The organism is Streptococcus cristatus AS 1.3089 (assembly GCF_000385925.1).
GTDB lineage: Bacteria > Bacillota > Bacilli > Lactobacillales > Streptococcaceae > Streptococcus > Streptococcus cristatus_B.
Window position 1 is genome coordinate 192,269 of record NC_021175.1, and the last position, 22,934, is coordinate 215,202.

At 44.6% G+C, this 22,934-nt stretch carries 14 protein-coding genes and 2 pseudogenes; 11 read left to right on the forward strand and 5 right to left on the reverse strand.

Annotated elements, in window-relative coordinates:
- Positions 1-109 precede the first annotated feature (109 nt).
- Positions 110-8,515 (forward strand): SIALI-17 repeat-containing surface protein, encoded by an 8,406-nt coding sequence (locus I872_RS01020; protein WP_041826765.1) that lies wholly within the window; start codon positions 110-112, stop codon positions 8,513-8,515.
- Between the two features lie 84 nt (positions 8,516-8,599).
- Here the strand turns inward: I872_RS01020 and I872_RS01025 are convergent.
- Positions 8,600-9,392 (reverse strand): annotated as a pseudogene (locus I872_RS01025) (nucleotidyltransferase domain-containing protein).
- 139 nt (positions 9,393-9,531) lie between these two features.
- On the opposite strand from I872_RS01025, the gene I872_RS01030 reads away from it, so the two are divergent.
- Together I872_RS01030 and I872_RS01035 are read left to right on the forward strand one after the other, a co-directional pair.
- The gene (locus I872_RS01030) at positions 9,532-9,966 is read left to right on the forward strand and encodes a hypothetical protein (RefSeq protein WP_015604324.1); all 435 of its coding nucleotides are present in this window, start codon (positions 9,532-9,534) and stop codon (positions 9,964-9,966) included.
- 52 nt (positions 9,967-10,018) lie between these two features.
- Positions 10,019-10,648, forward strand: coding sequence for a GNAT family N-acetyltransferase (locus I872_RS01035; protein ID WP_041826766.1), 630 nt, complete (start codon positions 10,019-10,021; stop codon positions 10,646-10,648).
- 82 nt (positions 10,649-10,730) lie between these two features.
- On the opposite strand, the gene I872_RS01040 is transcribed toward I872_RS01035, so the two are convergent.
- From I872_RS01040 to I872_RS01050, 3 genes are all read right to left on the reverse strand, one after another.
- On the reverse strand, positions 10,731-11,141 hold the full coding sequence (locus tag I872_RS01040) for an EVE domain-containing protein (protein WP_015604326.1): 411 nt from the start codon (positions 11,139-11,141) through the stop codon (positions 10,731-10,733).
- Entirely contained in the window at positions 11,134-11,595 is a 462-nt protein-coding gene (locus I872_RS01045; RefSeq protein ID WP_015604327.1) for a MarR family winged helix-turn-helix transcriptional regulator, read from the reverse strand. Before I872_RS01045 ends, I872_RS01040 begins: the two co-directional genes overlap by 8 nt.
- 105 nt (positions 11,596-11,700) lie before the next feature.
- Complete coding sequence (locus I872_RS01050) at positions 11,701-12,348, reverse strand: metal-dependent transcriptional regulator (protein WP_015604328.1); 648 nt, start codon at positions 12,346-12,348, stop codon at positions 11,701-11,703.
- Between the two features lie 203 nt (positions 12,349-12,551).
- Between I872_RS01050 and I872_RS01055 the strand changes: the two genes are divergently transcribed.
- From I872_RS01055 to I872_RS01075, 5 genes are all read left to right on the forward strand, one after another.
- Entirely contained in the window at positions 12,552-13,634 is a 1,083-nt protein-coding gene (locus I872_RS01055) for a DUF3114 domain-containing protein (RefSeq protein WP_373279005.1), read from the forward strand.
- A gap of 15 nt (positions 13,635-13,649) precedes the next feature.
- Positions 13,650-14,477, forward strand: a complete 828-nt coding sequence (locus I872_RS01060; protein WP_015604330.1) for a Cof-type HAD-IIB family hydrolase — start codon at positions 13,650-13,652, stop codon at positions 14,475-14,477.
- Positions 14,478-15,110, forward strand: a complete 633-nt coding sequence (locus I872_RS01065) for an SGNH/GDSL hydrolase family protein (RefSeq protein WP_015604331.1) — start codon at positions 14,478-14,480, stop codon at positions 15,108-15,110.
- 107 nt (positions 15,111-15,217) lie between these two features.
- Entirely contained in the window at positions 15,218-16,291 is a 1,074-nt protein-coding gene (locus I872_RS01070; protein ID WP_015604332.1) for a hypothetical protein, read from the forward strand.
- Position 16,292: 1 nt separating this feature from the next.
- The gene (locus I872_RS01075; protein ID WP_015604333.1) at positions 16,293-17,420 is read left to right on the forward strand and encodes a hypothetical protein; all 1,128 of its coding nucleotides are present in this window, start codon (positions 16,293-16,295) and stop codon (positions 17,418-17,420) included.
- Positions 17,421-17,691: 271 nt separating this feature from the next.
- Here I872_RS01075 and I872_RS01080 read toward each other — a convergent pair whose 3' ends face one another.
- Positions 17,692-18,129, reverse strand: coding sequence for a GNAT family N-acetyltransferase (locus I872_RS01080; RefSeq protein ID WP_015604334.1), 438 nt, complete (start codon positions 18,127-18,129; stop codon positions 17,692-17,694).
- A gap of 338 nt (positions 18,130-18,467) precedes the next feature.
- Here I872_RS01080 and spxB point away from each other — a divergent pair, with 338 nt between their 5' ends.
- The 3 genes and pseudogenes from spxB (at position 18,468) to I872_RS01095 (ending at position 22,933) form a co-directional block, all read left to right on the forward strand.
- Positions 18,468-20,243: a pyruvate oxidase gene (spxB, locus tag I872_RS01085; protein WP_015604335.1), complete on the forward strand. Its 1,776-nt coding sequence runs from the start codon at positions 18,468-18,470 to the stop codon at positions 20,241-20,243.
- Positions 20,244-20,548: 305 nt separating this feature from the next.
- Positions 20,549-21,988, forward strand: a pseudogene (locus I872_RS01090) (6-phospho-beta-glucosidase).
- Positions 21,989-22,252: 264 nt separating this feature from the next.
- Positions 22,253-22,933 carry a response regulator transcription factor gene (locus tag I872_RS01095; RefSeq protein WP_015604336.1) on the forward strand — a complete coding sequence of 227 codons (681 nt, stop codon included), beginning with the start codon at positions 22,253-22,255 and terminating at the stop codon, positions 22,931-22,933.
- Position 22,934 lies beyond the last annotated feature (1 nt).

Genomic DNA, 22,934 nt, shown 5'->3' on the forward strand with positions numbered 1-22,934 from the left:
AAAACAAAAGCCTTCCTCTCCCTGTCGACAGCTGAAAGAAAAGTATTTTATAAGGCTAAGGGATTGCAATTTTGAGTAAAATTCAGTAAAATTTTTATTAGCTTATTATATGAAGAAAAGGGAATTTTATGAAAAAAGAGTCACTGGTGACATATACCAGCGCTATTCTTTTAGAAAGCTGTCTGTAGGTCTAGTTTCCGCTACTATCGGAAGCTTCTTTTTGTGTACCACAATGGGAGGAGCTATCAGCTCTGTTGAGGCAGCGGAAGTGTCTGCCAATCATTCTACCGTCGTTCAGTATCACTATGTGGTGGAAAGCGATCTGACTGAGGCTGAAAAAGCTGCTATTGTGAAGGAACTTCCCAAATTTGCGGAAGAAAATTCGGACGCTTATTATTTGGTTTACCGTCCGACAAAGCAAGAAAGCTTGTTAGGAAAGCTCCCTAAGACAGGAGAGTCAGGCCTTTTGGGAGCGGCTTTTGCAGCTACAGGACTGGCCTTGGTCGTTTTAGTGCTGGCGCGAGGAAAAAATGGCAAGAGATACCTGTCTTCTATTTTGCTTGTGACAGGCTTGGGTTCTGTGCTTCTGCCAGCTTCTGTTTTGGCAGTCAGCAGTATGGATTTGGCTGCCTATAATCAAAGCCTGACGTTGGCCGTTGGCGATCAGTTGCCAGAACCATTGAAAATTGCTGGCTACCAGTATATTGGTTACCTTAAAAAAGAAGCGCAGCATCAACCGGCTCAAACGGGAAATTCTCAACTTCCAGCTCCGCAAAAGGAGACTCCAGCGAGTCAGCCTGATCAACAGTTGAAAGATTTAGCAGGTCGCCCTAAGCATACTGAAGCTCTGAAAGAGGCGCAGCCTGCTGGCGGAGACCATCTCTCCCAGAAGGAAAGGGAGGAAATTGCTGCTAAAGAAGGGCAATTTGCTCGTCAAACGCCTGTTCATGAGCGACCAGAACTGCAATTTACAAGTCAAGCAACGACCCAGACCCAAGAAATTCCCTATAAAACGGAGTATCAGTATTCAGACGACTTAGCCGAAGGACAATCCCGAGTGATTCGCGCGGGCATTCCAGGAACTCGCAAGATCGTTACACGTCATTATAGTGTTGAGGGAAAAGTCGTAGAGAGCAAGCAGGTTTCCGATCAAGTAACCACTGAGCCTGTTTCAGAAGTTGTTTTAGTCGGGACTGCAGCAAATAAGACTGTTCCTAAAGAAGCTCCAATCCATGAAGTTTCAGAGCTCACTAGTTATGGCACCGTTCCAGATACCGCTCCCGTGCATGAGAAATCAGAGTTGTCAGGCTATGGTACGGTACCCGATAGCGCTCCCGTGCACGAGAAACCTGAGTTAACTAGTTATGGTACAGTCCCAGATATCGCTCCTGTGCACGAGAAACCCGAGTTGTCTGCCTATGGCACAGTTCCAGATACTGCTCCCGTACACGAGAAACCTGAGTTAACTAGCTATGGCGTTGTTCCAGATAGCGCTCCCGTGCAAGCGAAACCCGAGTTGTCTAGTTATGGCACGGTACCTGCTAGCGCTCCCGTACACGAGAACCCTGAGTTAACTGACTATGGTACAGTACCTGCTAATGCTCCGGTGCACGAGGTTCCCGAGTTGCCTGGTTATGGCATGGTCCCAGATACCGCTCCCGTGCAAGAAGTCCCCGAGTTAACTTCGTATGGTACAGTCCCCGATAGCGCTCCCGTGCATGAAGTTCCAGAGTTAACTGATTATAGCACGGTTCCAGATAGCGCTCCCGTGCATAAGGTTCCCGAGTTGTCTGGTTATGGCACGGTACCTGCTAGCGCTCCTGTGCACAAGAAGCCGGAGTTAACTGGTCATGGTACGGTACCCGATACCGCTCCTGTGCACGAGGTTCCCGAGCTTACTAGTTATGGCACAGTCCCTACTAGCGCCCCCGTGCAAGAAGTCCCCGAGTTGTCTGATTATGGCACGGTTCCAGATAGCGCTCCTGTGCACGAGAAACCAGAGCTGTCTGTCCATGGTACAGTTCCAGATACGGCCCCTGTGCACGAAGTCCCAGAGCTCACTAATTATGGCACAGTCCCTGATACCGCTCCAGTACATGAAGTTCCCGAGTTGTCTGATTATGGCACAGTCCCCGCTAGTGCTCCTGTGCACGAGAACCCCGAGTTGTCTGGTTATGGCACAGTCCCCGCTAGTGCTCCTGTGCACGAGAAACCAGAGTTAACTGCCTATGGTACAGTTCCAGATAGCGCTCCAGTTCATGAGGTTCCCGAGCTCACTAGTTATGGTACGGTCCCAGATAGTGCTCCTGTGCATGAAGTCCCCGAGTTAACGGAGTATGGTACGGTACCCGATAGCGCTCCTGTGCACGATAAACCCGAGTTAACTGATTATAGCACGGTCCCTGATACCGCTCCCGTACACGATAAACCCGAGTTGTCTGATTATGGCACGGTTCCTGCTAGCGCTCCTGTACACGAGAAGTCTGAGTTAACTGCCTATGGCACCGTTCCAGATAGTGCTCCCGTGCATGAGGTTCTCGAGTTAGAGTTGGTTACAAAGGATGAAACTCGGGTGGAGAAGACTGCTTTTAACATCGAGGAACAATATACTGATGAGTTACCTCAGGACGCTCGCCAAATCGTCACTCCAGGAGTACCAGGCGAGCGAACCATCAAGACTCGTATCTATACTTCCAACGGCCAAGAGATTGCCCGCCAAGAATTGTCCAACGAGGAAACTTTAGCTCCAGTCACACAAGTTGTCAAAATTGGCACCGCCAAGTCCTATATGGTACCGAGCACCGCTCCGCAAGAGTCCGCTTTACCAGAATATCCGCTGACTTATAAGGATGAAACGCGCGTAGAGAAAATCGATTTCACCACGCGAGAGGAAGAAACGGATGATCTTGTCCAAGGCGCTCGTCAAATCGTCACTCCAGGAGTGCAGGGCGAGCGAATCATCAAGACTCGAGTTTATACTTCTAACGGCCAGGAACTTGCCCGCCAAGAATTGTCCAACGAGGAAACTTTAACTCCGGTCACACAAGTTGTCAAAATTGGCACCGCCAAGTCACATATGGTGCCAAGCACCGCTCCGCAAGAGTCTGCTTTACCAGAATATCCGCTGACCTATGCGGATGAAACGCGCGTAGAGAAAATCGATTTCACCCCGCGAGAGGAAGAAACGGATGAACTTGTGCAGGGTGCCCGCCGCATCGTCACTCCAGGAGTGCCAGGCGAACGAACCATCAAGACTCGTGTTTATACTTCCAATGGTCAAGAGATTGCCCGCCAAGAATTGTCCAACGAGGAAACTTTAGCTCCAGTCACACAGCTTGTCAAAATTGGCACCGCCAAGCCACATATGTTACCAAGCACTGCCCCGCAAGAGCCCGCTTTACCAGAATATCTGCTGACTTATAAGGATGAAACGCGCGTAGAGAAAATCGATTTCACCACTCGAGAGGAAGAGACGGATGAACTTGTGCAGGGTGCCCGCCAAATCGCAACTTCAGGTGTTCAAGGCGAGCGAACCATCAAGACTCGTGTTTATACTTCCAACGGCCAAGAACTTGCTCGTCAAGAATTGTCCAACGAGGAAACTTTAGCTCCAGTCACACAAGTTGTCAAAATTGGCACTACCAAGCCACATATGGTACCGAGCACTGCCCTGCAAGAGCCCGCGTTACCAGAATATCCGCTGACTTATAAGGATGAAACGCGAGTAGAAAAAATCAACTTCACCACGCGAGAGGAAGAAACGGATGAGCTAGTTCGTGGCGCTCGCTACATCGTCACTCCAGGCGTTCAGGGCGAACGTACCATCAAGACTCGAGTTTATACTTCTAATGGTCAGGAAATTGACCGTCAGGAACTTTCTAATGAGCAAACGCGGGCAGCAGTTGCTCAGCTTGTCAAAGTTGGCACAATGAAACCGCATAGGGTACCAAGTGATGCCCCGCAAGTGGAAGCCTTGAAAGAGTTCGAGCTGATTTCGCTTCACAATCTACTGACAGAAGCAGAGAAAATCAAGACTCAGGCTCGTTATTTCAACGATAGTCCAAGTCACCAAGCAGCCTATGATACCGCTTTGGTGGCAGGTCAAGCGCTTCTGAGTCAATCACAAGCCAGTCAAGCGGAAGTCGACCAGCTGGTGGCTCAAATCAATCAAGCCAAGGCTCAGTTACAGGGGCTTGAAGTGGACAAAACACGCTTGCGGAATGAACATGATTTGGGCAGAACTGTGCAGACGACCGTCCAATACAAGAATGCGGATGCAGATAAGAAAGCAGCCTATACAAACGAATTGGCCAAGGCAGAAGGAATTCTGAATAATCAAACTGCCACACAAGTGCAGGTCAATCAAGCTTTTGCCAGCCTGACAGCAAGCAAGACTACTCTAAATGGTGTGCCTAAGGTCAAGCCGACAGTTTCGATCTTAAGTCTGACAGAAAATCCAGAGGACAAGTCGGTCACGGTTCAATATAGCTTAGAAGACAAGACAAAATCCTTCCGTTCAGCGACTGCTGAATTGTACAAGGGAGACCAGCTTGTCCGCTCGCTTCCGATTGACAATGTGGCAGGAAGTCTGAAAATCGATGACTTGGATTATTACACAGGCTATACCCTGAAAACTAAGCTGACTTATGAGCTGGATGCTGGCAGCCTGACTGATCTTGAAAAAGATAGCCGCAACTTTGAGTTGCAATACAAGAAGATTGCCTTCCGTGATATTGATTCGGCAGAGTTTTACAGAAAAGAAAAGGACCAGTTCAAGCGTGTCGTTTCCATGAGTGCTATACCTACGGACCTGTCTAACTATTTTGTTAAAGTCAAATCAAGTGAAGCCAAGGACATGCTTCTGCCGGTTCACAGCATGGCAGAAGGCCAGAAGGATGGTAAGGCTGTCTACAAGGTAAGGGTCTCTCTGCCTGAGCTGGTGCAAGAGGGGGAAACAGGCTACAAGTCTGGCTATGACTTCTATATCAGCAGGGCAGTGCCTAGTCAGCAAAATGTCTACACGAGCTTTGCTGGTTTGGTAGACGCCATGAAGAAAAATATGGCTGGCAACTTTGTTCTAGGAGCCGATTTGGATGCTAGTGAGGTCAGTCTGGCACCTGCAGATTATGTCTACCTCCGAGGGAACTTCACAGGCAGTCTGACTGGCAATCACAATGGCAAGCAGTATGCGATTTATAATCTAGCCAAGCCTTTGTTTGAAAACCTCAAGAGCGGTTCCTCTATTTCTAATCTGGACCTGAAAGAGGTCAATATTGTCGGAACCTATGACTCTGCTGCATTGGCTCGTAGTGCAGATAATGCGCGAATCACTGATGTTTCTGCTCAAGGTAGGGTGTCGGTAGTGGGCAATGCTTCCCAAGTAGCTGGTTTGGTCGTTGTTGCAAGCAATAGCCAAATCACCAACAGCTCCTTTACAGGAACTATCCAGACCAATGACAAGCAGTACAAGGCCTATAATGTCGGCGGTTTAGTTGCCAACCTCAAGGGAGGAAATTCCTTGCTCAGTCAGAGCAGGGCAGATGTGACCATTCTGGCAGGTGCTCGAACAAACGAACAGCGCTTCGGCGGTTTAGTCGGTCGCTTGGAAGACAATGCCCGCATCAGCCGTTCTTATGTGACTGGAAAGATCCAAAATTCCACCAAGAACGGTCAAATCGGGGGAGTAGTTGGTTCCAATTACTTTAATGGCTTGATTGACAATGTCATCAGCAATGTCAGCGGTACAAATGTTTACAGCATTTCTGGCGACCAAGATTACAAGAATGATCGCATCAGAGAAGCCTATGCCGTTGAAGGAAACGAAACTCTAGGCAATGATCAGTTTGTCACGTCTACTCTAACTTTGGACCAGGCAGAAGAGAAGCTGGCGAGCCTAAATATCACAACCACGCTAGAAGACAGCAATCTCAATCTCCATACTGTTGACTACAGCAAGGAAAAGAATGCTCGTGAAGACCGTCTGATAGCCTATGCCAATATGGAAAAACTCCTGCCATTCTACAATAAGGAAACCATCGTTGCCTACGGAAATAAACTTCCAGATAATCACAAGCTCAATACAGAGTATCTGCTGGATGTGGTTCCGATGAAAGGCGATCAGATGATCACTGATATCCATAGCAACAAGACTGCGATTAACCGCCTGATGCTGCACTTTGAGGATAAGACGGTTGACTACCTGAATCTGACCTATAAGGGAGACTTCAAACATCAAGCTATCGCAGAATACACTGTAAATGGCTTAGACCTCCTTTATACACCAGAAGCCTTCCTATCAGACTATAGCAGGGTTCTCAATCAAGTGCTGCCAGAGTTGAACAAGGTTGCCCTTGACTCACCAGCCATGAGGACTGTTTTAGGAGTGAATGCGGATGCTTCTCTGGATGAGCTCTATCTGGACACAGCCTTTGAGCAAGTCAAGACCAAGCTGGCAGAAGAGTTACGCAAGGTGTTAACTATGGACCAGTCCATCAATACGGAAGGCGATGTTGTAGCTGACTATGTAGCCCAGAAGATTACAGCCAATAAGGAAGCCTTCCTGCTGGGTCTGACCTATCTCAACCGTTGGTATAATATCAACTATGACAAGACCAATGTCAAGGATTTGTCGGCCTATAAGTTTGACTTCTTTGGCAATCATAAGGCTTCAACGCTAGACACCATCATTGCACTCGGTCAGTCTGGTTTTGAAAATCTCAAGGCCAAGAATAATCATCTGGCTTACGATAACTCGCTCGCTGAAGCGACTGGTAAGCGCGGTCTCTTCAACTATCTGGAAAGCTATCGTCAGCTCTTCCTGCCAGACAAGACCAATAACGAATGGCTCAAGACCAATACAAAAGCCTACATTGTTGAGTCTAAGTCGGATATAGCAGAAGCTAGACAGCTTCAGGATGCAGCTAAGGACAAGAGCAAGTATTCTGTCGGCGTTTACGACAAGATTACTGCGGATAATTGGGAACACAAGGGCATGCTCCTGCCACTCTTGACCATGACTGAGAAGGGTGTCTATGTCATCTCCAATATGTCCACCGTCTCCATGGGAGCTTATGATCGCTACCGTGATCTGGTTGATGGCAAGGTACGGACAGATGCAGAGCTGGCTGAGTATGTCGAAGACCGAGTTAGAAAGTCAGCTGAATGGCAGCGTGACCACTATGATTTCTGGTATAAGATTTTAAGTCCTGAAAGCAAGGACAAGCTCTTCCGTTCTGTTCTGGTTTATGATGGTTTCTTATTGAAAGATAAGACTGGGCAAACTTACTGGGCTTCAGCTAATGACAAGAAATCACTGGCTATGCAGGAATTCTTTGGACCAGCCGGCAAATGGTACCCAAGTAAGGGCTACAATGCCTATGCTACGGGAAGTGTTACCCACTTTGATAGGGCACGCTTGTTAGAAGACTATGGGAACTCCGTCTATACCCATGAGATGACCCATAATTCCGATGGTTCTATCTACTTTGAAGGTTATGGTCGCCGCGAAGGACTGGGGGCTGAGCTCTATGCGCGTGGTCTCTTGCAGTCTACACCAAGTCCAAATGAGCCTACCATTACCCTCAATACCCTCTTCAAGACGGACAAGGATTCTAAGACACGGATGCATACCTACAACTTCAAGGAACGTGTCCAAAATGCGGCAGATTTGCAGCACTATGTCCATGGCATGTTTGACATGATTTACACGCTGGATTACCTAGAGGGGACTTCGATGGTCAAGCAGAGCGATGCAGCCAAGCTCCAGTGGTTCAGAAAGATGGAGAATTACTATATCACAGATAAATATGGTAAGCAGACCCATGCTGGTAACCAGACACGCAGCTTCACTGCTGAGGAAATCAAGCAGCTGACCAGCTTTGAGTCCCTGATTGACAATGATGTCATCACCCGTCGGGAGAATAAGGATAGCGGACAGTACCCACGCAATGGCTACCTCAGTCTCAGTCTCTTCTCGCCAATTTACTCAGCCTTGAGCAACCCGACTGGGGCGCCGGGTGATGTCATGTTCCGTCGCACGGCCTATGAATTACTAGCAGCCAAGGGCTACCATGAAGGATTTGTCCCTTATGTTTCAGGTAAATTCTCCGAAGAAGCTGTCTCAGAAGGCAAGACAACTTGGGATGGCTGGCTCAGGAGAGATGTTGGTCTGGTGACAGACCAGAAGGTCTTGGAAAATGTATTCAAGGGTGAGTATGCTTCATGGGCAGCCTTCAAGAAGGCCATGTACCAAGAGCGGATTGACCAGCTGACCAAGCTCAAACCAATCACCATTGAGTACGAACTCAGAAATCCAAACAGTACCAAGCAAGTAACCATTCGTTCTTATGCAGAGATGCAGAAGCTGATGGACGAAGCAGTCGCAGAGGATGTGCGCAACATTACCAATGCGACAAATCGTGTGGAAGCTAGCTGGGTCAACCTGCTCAAGAAGAAGATTTACAACGCCTATCTTCGTGAGACAGACGACTTCAGGCAGTCAATCTTTAATAAATAAGCCTTAGGTGGCTTGTCGAAAATAGAAAAAAGCTCATGAATCAGCTGAAAAACTGGCTTCATGAGCTTTTTATTTGTTGAAATTCTAGATGGATGCTTCAATCAAGCGCTTAAGATTGTCTAGGAGGCTATCCAAGGCTAGGACCGCTTTCTGTTGCTGATCTGGCTGGTAGAGATGTTGGAAGTAGTCTTGGATATTGGCTTCAAAATCCCGAGGCAGACGGGAGCAATTTTCTTTGGCATACTGGAGCATGCGCTTTTCGCCTGGATGGAGCTGCTCATTGAGGGTAAAGAGGACATCAAAGTAAGAGGCGAAAAACTCACTGCTGCGGTGATTGATACTGAGCAGGTCTTGGCGCTTGAGAGTCTTTTTTAATCTGTCTTGAAAAAGCTGGCATGGCTTGGTCGAGGAGCAGGAGCTGCTTGCTGATGATATTCTTTTTCAGCTCAGCTGGATAGGGCAGGCTGTACTTGCTCTGGAGGGCAGCGTAGCGGCCATCTCGATCGTAGAGAATCTTGCTGTGAACCAGATTGTACCACATACAGGTGGTGTAAGAATTCTGGGCTTGGTGCTCTAAGACGACGGTCTGCAGGTCTTGGTCAAAGTCGTCCAGCGAGCGGTAAATCAGCTCAATCTCGATACCATTATTGAGGACGCAGTCGTCCTCTAGTTCCCAAAATTGATTGCCAATTTCCATATAGGAGCAGTACTTGCTGAGGATTTCTTGGCGGATGGCTGGCGCGAGAGGAGCGCTCAGGTAGACATAGACATCATAGTCTGAGTCTTGGTCAAAATGTTGCCCGGCCCGTGAGCCTCCTAGAGCCAGAGCTTCTACTTGCTCCAGTTGGGCTAATTCTTTAAAGAGATTTTGTGGCATAATCTTGTCCTTCTTATTTTTTTTGACATCATTCTAGCAAAAAGTGAAAAGGTTTGCAAGGGGGTAAATGGGATCTTTTCTTTCTTTTTCTTCAAAAACTTGCTATATTAGAAATGACTAAGTAGAAGGAGTTTTGGCTATGTGTGTAGAGTGTTATATTGACCAGAGCAGGGTGACACCCTTGCTTCATCCCTTGGACTGTCTGAGAGAGCATAGGCAGTATATCTGTGGGCATTGTGGACGTTGTATCTGCATTGAGCAGACAAAAAATGGTCTGCAACGCTGGAATTTCCCTTTCAAATCTTTAGAGATTGCCAAGTATTATTTGCGGGTAGCGGATGTGACCATGCAGGCGCCCTGCGGTATTTATCAAATCCAGTCAGACAAGGGACGAGTGTCTTACAAGATTTTTGCCAATCTGACTGATTTAGAAGCCTATCTGAAGAAGAATCCCGATAAAAGCTGTGCCAGCCGTCAGCCTAGCTTTATCATGCCTTCTTATCAGGAATTTCCTGAGAGTCAGGTAAGGAAGCTAAGCGCCCAAGAAGTAGACACATATATGGCAGAGAGATGAGAATTTTCTGCTTAGAACAAATGAAATACGTTAAAAATATAGAGGAGAAGCAATGATGATTGAAATTCGCAAGGAATATCCTTCAGAATACCATGAGGTTGAAAATCTAGTTAGAGAGGCCTTTTGGAATGTCTATCGGCCGGGTTGTGCGGAACATCTGATTTTGCACCAATTTCGTCAGCATCCAAACTATTTAGAAAACCTATCCAAAGTTATTTTGGTAGATGGTCAACTTGCAGGGCAGATTATGTTTAGCAAAGCCCAGCTTCGCCATGAGCAGACTGGACAGGTCAAGGAAATTGCTACCTTTGGTCCTTTTGCTATCCTACCAGTTTTTCAAAAGCAAGGTTTTGGAGAAAAATTAGCTCAGGCAGCTATCCGTCAGGCGAGGGAGGAAGGTTTTTCCCATATCGTTCTCTTCGGCAATCCAGCCTACTATCCCAAATACGGTTTTGTGACGGCTAGTGATTATGGTATTTATCTGGACGGTCAGGACAAGGAGGAGATTTTGGATTTTGTCATGGCGCTGGACCTCCAGAGGGACGGCAGTGTGACTCGGGAAAATGGACCTTGGCTCTATCGAGATCCAGAAGGTTATGAAGTAGATGAAGCGGAGCTGGAAGTGTTTGACCGCAAATTCCCACCCAAGAAGAAGGAAAAACTGCCGGGACAGCTGGGCTAGGAAATCCAATCTTGGATTTCGCTCGTTTTAGCCTCTGCCCGATTTTCATGCTGATTTAGCAAGGTTAGGATGTACCAGCCTCCTATTCTTCCTTCATCTGTTCAAAGACATAGAGAAAAAATTCTTTCGAAACTTCAAAATGTCCATAACGTAGTTGAGAAGCATACTGGCGCCATTCGGGATGTGGCCGTACCTGCTCGATTGGGCAGTCTTTGACAGGTTGGTAGTAGCTGACATCTCGCCGAAATGGGACAAAGCCTTCGAACATCTCTACTTGGTAGGCAGTGTCATCTAGAATCTTACCAACTGCTGTAAAGGCCTGCAATTTTTCCTGACCATTCAGCTGATACTTGGGGCTGTAGTACAGAAGGTAGTCCCCCTTTTCCATTCGGTTCAATGGTGCTTTTTTTCCATGACAGACTTGGCAAAATCCACCTTCTACACCTCTTAGTACATGTTCTTTTGATACGACACCAATCCAAAATCTAGTCATTTTCTGCCTCCAGTTTGATTAAGAGTTGGTTTAATATTTCTGTTTTATCTTCTAATTTTCCAAAGAATGCCTGATCAATGCCTTCTACCAAAGGAAGGGCTTGGTTGACCTTTTGCAGACCCGTATCCGTTAGAAGTATGATGTTGGCGCGGCTGTCCTTGGGATGGACTTCCCGCATTATCAAACCTTTCTTGACCAAGAGGCGGATGATTTGGGATACGGTCATAACATCCATGTCAGAAAAGCGAGCAATGTCGATCTGACTCACCCATTCTTGCTGGCTCAGAAGCGCTGCAAGAGTGGTCAGAACGACAAACTGGGGATGGGTCAAATCAATTGTTCTCAGTTTGTTTTTTATCAGCCCATGCCACTTGTGGTAGGCACGGATAAAGAGCAGACCGGTTGATTTTTTGTATTCATCCTTGTAGATGGAGTTAAACTGCGATTTTTCCATTAGCTTTCCCTCTAGATTTTTTGTAAGTGCACTTATTATAATCCGACATCTTGTTTTTGTCAATAAAAACCCAGTTTAGACTAAAAAGTCCGAACTGGGTTCTGTTTATATTTTCTCCACATAAATCTGCTGGGCAATCATAGGGCTGACTTGAATTTCTTGGCCGTCTACTTCTAGTTGATAGAGCTGGCTGTAGTCGTCATACTGGAGGAAACGGATTTCTTGGTTTATGTTCAGATTGTGCTTTTCCAGATAGGCCAAAAGCTCAAAGTTATCGTGGACACGGCAGATGAGGTAGTTGCCAGGCTCTTGAGCGGAGGCAAGGGATTGATGGTATTTTTCTTCCAACAGTTGGTGCTTGGCTGGGATTGTTCCACCATGTGGGCAGGTTTCAGGGAAATCCAGCATTTTTTCTAAGCCTGCGACAAAACGCTCAGAAACGGTGTGTTCTAGAATCTCGGCTTCCTGATGGATTTCGTCTGTGGTGTAGCCCAGCTTTTGAACCAGAAATACCTCGATCAGTCGGTGCTTGCGGTAGAGGTCAGAGACCAGCTGCAGGCCTAGGTCGGTTAGCAGATAGCCCGCCTTTTTGTCCTTGCTTAGGAGTTCTTCAGCCAGCATTTTCTTCATCATCTCCGTCACGGCTGGCGGGGAAACCTGCATGTGCTGGGCGATTTCCTTATTGGTGATTTTTTCCTGGCGCGTGCCAATTTCATAAATACATTTTAAGTAGTCTTCTTTATTTGGCGTCATTTTCAGTCCTCGTTGTTTTCCTAAGACTAGTATAGCAAAAAATGCCGAAAGAATACAATTTGAGCTTGGATGTTCCTTTGTACATTGACTTTTAGCTGAAATTTTGGCATATTTAGAGGTAAATAGGAGAGGTATCGAAGGCTGCATGAGCCTGCTAGCGAAGCCTCGAACGGTACTGAAGAAATTTTATATGATGGATGTGGATGGTGATGAAAGTAGAAATAGAGCAATGCTATACAGAATTACAAGCGCTCGGCTGGTCTCAAGCTACTCTCGATACAGTTTTTCTAGCAGAAATGGTGTCATTACCGTATGAATCAACCCGCCAGAGTCTTTTTGAGGAGGCCTTTCTATTTGGCAGTCCCCTCTTTCAGAAGCTATGGTCTTTTGAATGCCGAGTAGCCCAGCCCCAGCAAGCTGAGAAGTTGTTAGAGCTAGCTATGCTCTATATGGATATGCCTGATGAATTGAGCGGAGAGGCAGCAGAAATTACCAAACTGCTCTTGCGTATGCATCCGAACTTATCGCCTCACACTCCCTTTTGGCGCCAGTTTTCTCAAACGATTCGGCAGGCTTTTTCTCCAGCAGACTTTATTGCAGACAGTGGCAATCAAAGGTTAAAAGGTCAGTTGCACCAGTTTCGCTACCTTATTTCCAGTCAGCAAGCCCAGTGGGTTAGAGAGCATTTTCGTAAGTCGGGGATGACAGATGGCCAGGCTCTCGTAGCCTATTTTCAGACGCATCCTGAACTGGATTGCCAGCTTTGGGAATCTTCGCGGCTGCACAATAAAGCCTTTGTCGATAAGGACAAGGTGACCTACCCAGACCATCAGCCCTATCAGGCCAATATCAAGATCCTCCATCGTTTCCATACCGAGTTTATTCTGGATAGGGAAGGTCGGTTTCTCAATATCCTAGATCCAGAAGGAAGCAGTCAAAATGGGCTAGTCAATGGAGCTAGTTTTAATTATGGGAAGAAACCTTCGTTTTTCAATCACAGTTCCCATTATTACTACGATGTCAAAAGTCCAGCCCAGTGGGATCCCCAGTTTCGCAGGCTGGCGATTCGAAATGGCGGGCAAGCCTTCAAAGCCCCTCAAAATAATCGCGGCTTGGATGGTTACCATATGGCTAAGAGTCATTATGCGATTGAGGGGAAAAGCGTTAAAAGTCAAGTTGATGCCCAAGTAAAAGATTTTGAAAAATCATTAGTCGAAAAGTTAAAAGGGAAAGATTATCTCAAATATTTATGGAATAAAGTGAAAAATAAATATCTGAGATTATAGAAATGAGGTGGAAAGATGCCAATTAAAATGATCGCTACGGATATGGACGGCACCCTTTTGGACCCAAGAGGAGAGCTGGATTTGCCACGCCTGACAGCAGTTTTAGACCAGCTGGAGGAGCGGGACATCAAGTTTGTCATTGCGACGGGCAATGAAATCCAACGAATGCGCTTATTGTTGGGCGATTTGACAGAGCGTATGACCCTGATCGTCGCCAACGGCGCTCGAATCTTTGAAAAGAATGAAATGTTGCTGGGCACTTTCTGGCAGCCTGATTTGATTGCGGATACGCTGGCTTATTTTCAGGGTCAAGAACGAGAGGTGCATCTGGTGGTCACTTCCACTAAAGGTGGCTTTGTTCAGGACGGAACTGATTTTCCGATGATTAGCAAGATTATGACAGAAGAAATGGCGGCCCATTTTTACAAACGAATGAATTTCGTGCCTAATCTGCAAGAGCATCCGTTTGAAGAAGTGCTAAAGATGAGCGTTATGGTCGATGAAGCGCAAGCGGCAGAGATTACGCAGCAGATCAATACAGCATTTGCTGGACGATTGAGTGCTGTGACCAGCGGTTATGGCGCGATTGACATTATCCAAGAAGGTCTTCACAAGGCTTGGGGGCTTCGTCAGCTCATGGATCGGTGGCAAATCAAAAGCAAGGAAATCATGGCTTTTGGTGACAGCGAAAATGACTTGGAAATGCTGGAACTAGCGGATTTCTCCTATGCTATGGAAAATGGGGATGAGAAGCTTAAGCGCATTGCCAGTCGCTTGGCACCAGCCAATGCAGAGGCCGGTGTTTTGCAGGTGATTGAGCAATACTTAGAAAAAGGAGTCTAAATGGCAGTTCAATTATTAGAACAGTGGCTTTTGAATGAGCAGGCAAAGATCCAGAAAAATTATCGGGATCTGAATCAGCTTGCGGTCAAAGAGCCAGCGATTATTTTTATCGGTGATTCGATTGTGGAATATTTCCCGCTGCATGAGCTATTGCAAAGCCCTAAAACCTTGGTCAATCGTGGCATTCGTGGCTACAAGACTGATTTGCTTTTAGAAAACTTGGATGCCCATCTCTTTGGACAGGCTCTGGACAAGGTCTTTCTCCTGATTGGAACCAACGACATTGGCAAGGAGATGCCTCAGGCTGAAACGCTGGCCAATCTGGAAGCAGTTGTTCAGGAGATTTCTCGCGACTATCCTCTGGCTCAGATCCAGCTGCTGTCCGTCCTGCCTGTGAATGAGCAGGAGCAGTATAAAGGAACGGTTTATATCCGAACGAACGAGAAAATCCAAGCCCTCAATCGTGCCTACCAAGACCTAGCAAGCATCTATACCAATGTCCATTTTATCGACCTTTATGATAACTTCTTGGATGAGAACGGTCAGCTGCGGGAGGATTTTACTACGGATGGCTTGCACCTGACTATTGCTGGCTATGTGACGCTGTCAAAGGCTTTGCAGCGATATCTGTAGTTTCTTCGAAAAATATATCATAAATTGAATATATTGCTTTTAAATTATGAGGATGATACTGAAAAATCTTGAATTTAGGATAAAAGATTATGATTAGGAGATTATTTATGAAAAAAGAAAGCTTTCTCATAGTAGCTTGGGTATGCATTCTGAGTCTAATACCATTCGTGAGTATTTTTTCTGATGAACAAAGATTTTACGATGGTTCAAACGTACAAATAACAGATAAAGAATTTGGGAAACCAGAATCTGTCCGTTCTAAAGATAGGCATGCTGGGTGGAGGCTAGGAGATTTTGTTGTATCAGACTACTCTGATTGGGTGACTGATAAAACAGGTGAAGATGTATTTTTAAAGAAAAGAGGAGATAAAATTACGGTATCTTTCAAATTGCAGCAAGATATCAAAAAATTAAATGGCAACCAGAATTTTCAAATTGTTGATATCAAAAAAGGTGATATGACTGAGCCAGTAATTAATGGTGGAGTAAATGGTTTAGGAACACTTTTTGTAGAAAAAGAAGATTACAATGGTAAGAAATTACCAGTAAAGAAATACGCTGACTATTTAAAAGCTGTTTCATTAAATGCAAATACTAAAGTATTAACCTTGGAAGAAGGAAACTATCATTTTGTATTGGTTTACGCTATTGATGATACATCTCTGTTTGGAGATTTTTTGAATCGTCATCAATACTATCGGATTGATTATCGTTTTAAAGTCCGTAATGGAAATGCAATGGCTTTTATTAAGGACGCAGAGACTGATGAAGAATTGAAGCATGACTCAACGACTAAAGGTTTTGTGGTTGATACAGCTCAGTCACACTATCTAAATATCCAAATATCAAAAAGAGACAAAAATGGTGATGTTAGAAAAAATGTTCCATATAAAAACGGTGAAATCATTTCTGAGGAAGGAGATTATACTATTTCTATCTCAACGGACTATTCAAATGAACCAACTCAAAAACAGATTCATGTTAGTGGAAGTAGTCAAAATAGTATTGATAAAGGAGAAATAATTTCTTCTACTAAAATATCCGAAGCTTCAGGAAGCAAAAAAGAGGTAAAACAACGAGAAAATAAGAGTAGTATTGTTTCGTCTTTACTGATTTTAGGGATTTGTTCAGCAGGATTCATAGTTTTGAAAGTCATAAGTAAAAAAAGGGAAAATAAATAGTATGAAAATTAGTAAGAAAATTTTTCATTTCCTCTTAATTTGTATAGTTTTATTACCATCACTACTAGCATGTTCATCAGTAAATAATCAAAATCAAGAAAATTCAAAAACTAAAGACACTAATACTCGAATTAATAATGTAGAGGAAGTTGATAAAAGTAATCTATCTTATCTAGTCTCTGAGAGCCTTGAAAATAGTAAATATCCAGTTTTAGTAGAAGATATTGCTATTCAAACAATGTCACAAGAATATTATGAGGAGTTAGAATTTAATTCTCAAGAGAACATTTATTTTGGTCATACTGAAAACCAGCTACTCCAAATGTTTGATACCGCTAAATATAGTTTTACTGTTAATTCAAATGGAGAAACAATTGTAGGATTAGATAGTGACTTGTTTACAGAAGACTATCTAACCAAAGCGATGAAGAATGTCGCAATTGGTAGTGGCGTTATCATTGTTTGTGCCTCGGTTTCTGTAGTTTTATCAGGTGGTGCAACAACTCCAATGGCAATAATGATAGTAGCTGGGGAACTAACAACTGAGGCGGCGTTAGCATCAGTTATATCGGGTGTTGTGACAGCGGGTATTGCTAAGTTTAATGGTGAGTCGAATGAGAAAATTTTAGAAAATACAATAACTTCGGCATCTGAAGGATTTAAGTACGCAGCTCTCTTTTCAGGTGCAACAAAAGTATTAACAAGTACAGGAAAATATATTTCAACAAATATTTATCCGAAAGCAAACAGTTTCTTAACCCAGAAACAGGCAATTAAAGAAGGCGGTACTTATCGTGAATTGTTTTCTAAGTTTAAAGGAAATTTAAAAGATAACAAATTACAAATTCATCATGTTCCTGCTAATGCATCTAGTTCGGAGACTGTTATGAGTCGATTGGATGGTCCGAGTATCTTAATGACAGAAAAAGATCATGCCTTGACAGCTAGTTATGGAAGTTCACTAAGCGCACAAAGTTATCGAGCTAAACAAGCTAAGTATATTGAAGAGGGGAATTGGAAAAAAGCTTTTGAGATGGATGTTAATGATATCCGATCCAAATTTGGAGAAAAATATGACGAAGCGTTGAAAGCAGCAGAGAGAGCTGCAAGAGAGAAGAAACTTTGGTAGTGATTTGTTTAATAAACTATTTTTTGTAAAAGGAGACTTTAGTGTCTTTCATAAGAGGTAATAGAAACAGATTTTGATAACTAATAGGCTCTTTTTATACCATTTGTCAAGTATATCAATGATTTTTATAGGAAAATAATAATGAGGTAGTAGAATTGTAGGTCTACTATCTTATTTTCTACTCTATTCCACCAATTAATCTTGAAATTTCAAAACGAGTGTGACTTTTTCCACACTCGTTTTCTATATTTATTAGAGATTTTTACTTGCTTTAGTCTAGCCACTGGATAAAGGCCATTTTATCTTGGTGATTGTAGCCAGCCCGTTTATAAAATTTCCAAGTGCTTTCTTTCTTGGAGCCCGTCAGTAGCATCATTTTGTAGCAATTGGCTTCGGTCGCTATTTTCTTAGCAAAATCAAGGCATTCACTAGCATAACCCTTGCCTCTAAAGTCATGATGAGTAACGACATTTTCGATCAGAGCGTAGGGACGCAGTCCTCTCGTGAGATTGGGAATGACGACACAAATACAAGAAGAAACAATCTTTCCGTCAAGTGCTTTGACAATAATATGGTGGTCTGGATCTTCTACCATCCGCTGCCAGACCTTTTGTAAGGTTGGGCTTTTTTCTGGAATGGCCGTCTCGTGCAAGGAGAGGTACAAATGGAGTAATTCATCTAGGTCGTTTGGAATGGCTTCTCTGATCATCTTTTCACCTACTATTTTGGAATCTTTTCGTTTACTTAGCAGTATTATAGCATGTTTAGCCCTTACATTTCTAGCTTACTCCAAATTAAAATCTTCCACAGCTCCAAAGATGAGCGAGAGGCGCTTTCATCTTTTTTTGAAATCTATTATAAAATACATTCCAAAATTCAGAAAAATCTCATAATTGTTATGTAATAGTTCTAAAGCAATCCTGAGCATATTCTTATACAAGAGTTGGAAAAAGTGATAAATTTGTAGAGTAAGTTTATTGAAACGTTTTCATTAACCTATCTGAAAGTTTTCAATAAATAATTTAATTTTGAAGGAGAGTTATCATTATGACTCAAGGGAAAATTACTGCATCAGCAGCAATGCTCAACGTATTGAAAACATGGGGCGTAGACACAATCTACGGTATCCCATCAGGAACACTCAGCTCATTGATGGACGCTTTGGCTGAAGACAAAGATATCCGTTTCTTGCAAGTTCGCCACGAAGAAACAGGTGCTCTTGCAGCGGTTATGCAAGCTAAATTCGGTGGCTCAATCGGGGTTGCAGTAGGTTCAGGTGGTCCAGGTGCGACTCACTTGATTAACGGTGTTTACGATGCAGCTATGGACAACACTCCATTTCTTGCTATCCTTGGATCACGTCCAGTCAACGAACTCAACATGGATGCCTTCCAAGAATTGAACCAAAACCCAATGTACAACGGTATCGCTGTTTACAACAAACGTGTAGCTTACGCTGAGCAATTGCCAAAAGTAATTGACGAAGCTTGCCGTGCTGCAGTTTCTAAAAAAGGTCCAGCTGTTGTTGAAATCCCAGTAAACTTTGGTTTCCAAGAAATCGACGAAAACTCTTACTACGGATCAGGTTCTTATGAGCGTTCATTTATCGCTCCTGCTTTGAACGAAGTTGAAATCAACAAAGCAGTTGAAATCTTGAACAATGCTGAACGCCCAGTTATCTACGCTGGTTACGGTGGTGTTAAAGCTGGTGAAGTGATTACTGAATTGTCACGTAAAATCAAAGCACCAATCATCACAACTGGTAAAAACTTTGAAGCTTTCGAATGGAACTATGAAGGGTTGACAGGTTCTGCTTACCGTGTTGGTTGGAAACCAGCCAACGAAGTGGTCTTTGAAGCAGATACCGTTCTTTTCCTTGGTTCAAACTTCCCATTTGCTGAAGTTTATGAAGCCTTCAAGAACACTGAAAAATTCATCCAAGTCGATATTGACCCTTACAAACTCGGTAAACGCCATGCTCTTGACGCGTCTATCCTTGGTGATGCAGGTCAAGCAGCACAAGCGATCCTTGATAAAGTAAACCCAGTTGAGTCTACTCCATGGTGGCGTGCAAACGTTAAGAACAACCAAAACTGGCGCGATTACATGAACAAACTCGAAGGTAAAACTGAGGGTGAATTGCAATTGTATCAAGTTTACAATGCAATCAACAAACATGCTGATCAAGACGCTATCTATTCAATCGACGTAGGTGATACTACTCAAACATCTACTCGTCACCTTCACATGACACCTAAGAACATGTGGCGTACATCTCCACTCTTTGCGACAATGGGTATTGCCCTTCCTGGTGGTATCGCTGCTAAGAAAGACAATCCAGATCGCCAAGTATGGAACATCATGGGTGACGGTGCATTCAACATGTGCTACCCAGACGTGATTACCAACGTTCAATACGACCTTCCAGTTATCAACGTTGTCTTCTCAAATGGTAAATATGCCTTCATCAAGGACAAATACGAAGACACAAACAAACACTTGTTTGGTTGTGACTTCCCTAATGCTGACTATGCGAAAATCGCTGAAGCGCAAGGTGCTGTTGGATTTACAGTAGACCGTATCGAAGACATCGACGCAGTCGTTGCAGAAGCTGTGAAACTCAACAAAGAAGGTAAAACTGTTGTTATCGATGCCCACATCACGCAACACCGTCCACTTCCAGTAGAAGTACTTGAATTGGATCCAAAACTTCACTCAGAAGAAGCTATCAAAGCCTTCAAGGAAAAATACGAAGCAGAAGAACTCGTACCATTCCGCCTCTTCTTGGAAGAAGAAGGTTTGCAATCACGCGCAATTAAATAATTCCTCTCGTCGAAAATCAAATGTAAACTTTGTAGACCTTATTCTATGATTTTCTTAGAGCGGAACTTGAAAGATCGGAGCAATCCGGTCTTTTTGCTTGTTTTGCTTCATATGTCTTTTTGGAGGAGAGCTGAGGCTTATTATCTGGGTAAATGATAGGAAGCCTAGAAAGAGAAAGATTAGAAAACAGATGGGACAAAGCATAGGATAATATCATTATTTAACAGTATTTCACAAGTAAAGGTCTGGATATTGGGGTATAATATAAGTAAATGAAGTAGTAAAATAAGAAAGTGGGTAGAGATATGACTGAAAAACTGACTTTTCCTGATGGTTTCTTGTGGGGCGGAGCGACAGCTGCCAACCAGTGTGAAGGAGCTTATGATGCGGACGGTCGCGGACTGGCCAATGTAGATGTGGTGCCGATTGGTGAGGACCGTCTGGCCATCATCACGGGTAAGAAAAAGATGTTTGACTTTGAGGAAGGCTATTTCTACCCAGCCAAGGAAGCTATTGACATGTACCATCGCTTCAAGGAGGACATTGCCCTTTTTGGCGAGATGGGTTTTAAGACCTATCGTCTGTCCATTGCTTGGAGCCGGATTTTCCCTAAGGGGGATGAGCTGGAGCCCAATGAAGCTGGCTTGAAATTTTACGAAGACCTCTTTAAGGAATGCCACAAGTATGGCATTGAGCCTCTGGTGACCATTACTCACTTTGACTGCCCCATGTACTTGATTGAGCAATATGGCGGTTGGCGCAGCCGTAAAATGCTGGAATGTTACGAGCGTCTCTGCCGCACTCTCTTTACCCGCTACAAGGGCTTGGTCAAGTACTGGCTGACCTTTAATGAGATTAACATGATCCTCCATGCACCATTTATGGGGGCGGGGCTCTGCTTTGAAGAAGGCGAAAATGAAGAGCAGGTCAAGTACTAAGCAGCCCATCATGAGCTGGTCGCGTCAGCCATTGCCACTAAGCTAGCTCATGAGATTGACCCGGAAAACAAGGTCGGCTGTATGCTGGCAGCGGGTCAAAATTATCCTAACACCTGCCATCCGCGTGATGTATGGGCTGGTATGGAGGAAGACAGGAAAAACTATTTCTTCATCGATGTGCAAGCGCGTGGTGAATATCCCAACTACGCCAAGAAAGCTTGGGAGCGCGAGGGCATTCAAGTGGAAGTGACAGAAGAGGACCTGCAGCTGCTCAAGGAGCATACGGTGGACTTCATTTCCTTCTCTTACTACTCTAGTCGAGTGGCTTCGGGCGACCCTAAGGTCAATGAGCTGACCGAGGGCAATATCTTTGCTTCTCTGAAGAACCCTTATTTGGAAGCTTCTGAGTGGGGCTGGCAGATCGACCCTCTGGGCCTGCGTATTACGCTTAATACCATCTGGGATCGCTATCAAAAGCCCATGTTTATTGTGGAAAATGGGCTGGGTGCAGTGGATAGTCCGGATGAAAATGGCTATGTAGCTGATGATTACAGGATTGACTACCTGGCGGCCCATGTCAAGGCTATGCGGCAAGCCATCAATGAAGACGGCGTGGTGCTGTGGGGTTACACGACTTGGGGCTGTATCGACCTAGTATCAGCCGGTACTGGCGAGATGAAGAAGCGCTATGGATTTATCTACGTGGACCGAGACAATGAAGGCAAGGGAACGCTCAAACGCTCCAAGAAAAAATCCTTTGATTGGTACAAGGAAGTTATCGCGACTAACGGAGCATCTGTGAAATAACATCAAGGAGGCTGGGACAAAAGTCCTAGCCTCTCAATTGTCTTTGGGTTGTCGAGCAAGACGCAGTGGTTGAGTGGGCTCTACCAGGCTGATTTCATCAGCTTTTACAGCCCTACTCAACTGTGCGGAGGTGGGACGACGAAATCGAATTCTAACGAATTACCGTTTTCTGTCCCACTCTCTTTCTTTTGTATCGTTTATATTTTATTGACTTGCTGGCTCATCCTTGCTACACTAGTTTTATCAAGCTATTGGAGAATGATGATGGCCAAACTTTTACTAATTGAAGACAACAATGATATTCATGAGATTTTAAAAAATCTCTTTACGCAGGAGCACGTCGTATTTTCAGCTTATTCTGGGACCGAGGGACTGCGGATTTTTGCGGAAGAAGAGATTCATCTAGTCCTGCTGGATATTATGCTACCGGGCAAAAATGGCGATGAGGTGCTGAGGGAAATTCGCAAGACCAGTCAGGTGCCAGTGGTCATGCTGACAGCTCTGGGCGAAAAGAGTCTCGTGAGCCAGTATCTGCTGGACGGTGCGAATGACTACATTGTCAAGCCTTTTAATCTAGACGAAGTGGCAGCGCGTGTCACTGTCCAACTGCGAGGCAGTCAGCAGTCCCAGTCTAAGCCTGCTGGGGAGACCTTGATCAAAAACATTCGCCTTCTGCCAGATACCTTTGAAATTGCTTCTGGGGACCAGTCCATGCGGCTGGGGAAAAAGGAATTTCAGATCTTCCAGACCTTGCTGGCTCATCCTAAAAAGATTTTTACCAAGGAGGAGCTGTATGAGTTGGTCTGGGAGGAGACCTATCTGCCAGGCGATAATACGCTCAATGCCCATCTCAGCAATCTTCGTAAGAAATTAGCCCAGCTGGATAGTTCGACAGACTATATCGAGACCATCTGGGGTCTGGGCGTGCGGCTCAAGGAGGATTAGC

What these genes read in the sequence shown, in the direction of transcription:
- I872_RS01020 (WP_041826765.1), top strand. Translation starts at nt 110, where the DNA reads ATGAAGAAAAGGGAATTTTATGAAAAAAGAGTCACTGGTGACATATAC.
- I872_RS01030 (WP_015604324.1), top strand. Translation starts at nt 9,532, where the DNA reads ATGTGTGTAGAGTGTTATATTGACCAGAGCAGGGTGACACCCTTGCTT.
- I872_RS01035 (WP_041826766.1), top strand. Translation starts at nt 10,019, where the DNA reads ATGATGATTGAAATTCGCAAGGAATATCCTTCAGAATACCATGAGGTT.
- I872_RS01040 (WP_015604326.1), bottom strand. Translation starts at nt 11,141, where the DNA reads ATGACTAGATTTTGGATTGGTGTCGTATCAAAAGAACATGTACTAAGA.
- I872_RS01045 (WP_015604327.1), bottom strand. Translation starts at nt 11,595, where the DNA reads ATGGAAAAATCGCAGTTTAACTCCATCTACAAGGATGAATACAAAAAA.
- I872_RS01050 (WP_015604328.1), bottom strand. Translation starts at nt 12,348, where the DNA reads ATGACGCCAAATAAAGAAGACTACTTAAAATGTATTTATGAAATTGGC.
- I872_RS01055 (WP_373279005.1), top strand. Translation starts at nt 12,552, where the DNA reads ATGGTGATGAAAGTAGAAATAGAGCAATGCTATACAGAATTACAAGCG.
- I872_RS01060 (WP_015604330.1), top strand. Translation starts at nt 13,650, where the DNA reads ATGCCAATTAAAATGATCGCTACGGATATGGACGGCACCCTTTTGGAC.
- I872_RS01065 (WP_015604331.1), top strand. Translation starts at nt 14,478, where the DNA reads ATGGCAGTTCAATTATTAGAACAGTGGCTTTTGAATGAGCAGGCAAAG.
- I872_RS01070 (WP_015604332.1), top strand. Translation starts at nt 15,218, where the DNA reads ATGAAAAAAGAAAGCTTTCTCATAGTAGCTTGGGTATGCATTCTGAGT.
- I872_RS01075 (WP_015604333.1), top strand. Translation starts at nt 16,293, where the DNA reads ATGAAAATTAGTAAGAAAATTTTTCATTTCCTCTTAATTTGTATAGTT.
- I872_RS01080 (WP_015604334.1), bottom strand. Translation starts at nt 18,129, where the DNA reads ATGATCAGAGAAGCCATTCCAAACGACCTAGATGAATTACTCCATTTG.
- spxB (WP_015604335.1), top strand. Translation starts at nt 18,468, where the DNA reads ATGACTCAAGGGAAAATTACTGCATCAGCAGCAATGCTCAACGTATTG.
- I872_RS01095 (WP_015604336.1), top strand. Translation starts at nt 22,253, where the DNA reads ATGGCCAAACTTTTACTAATTGAAGACAACAATGATATTCATGAGATT.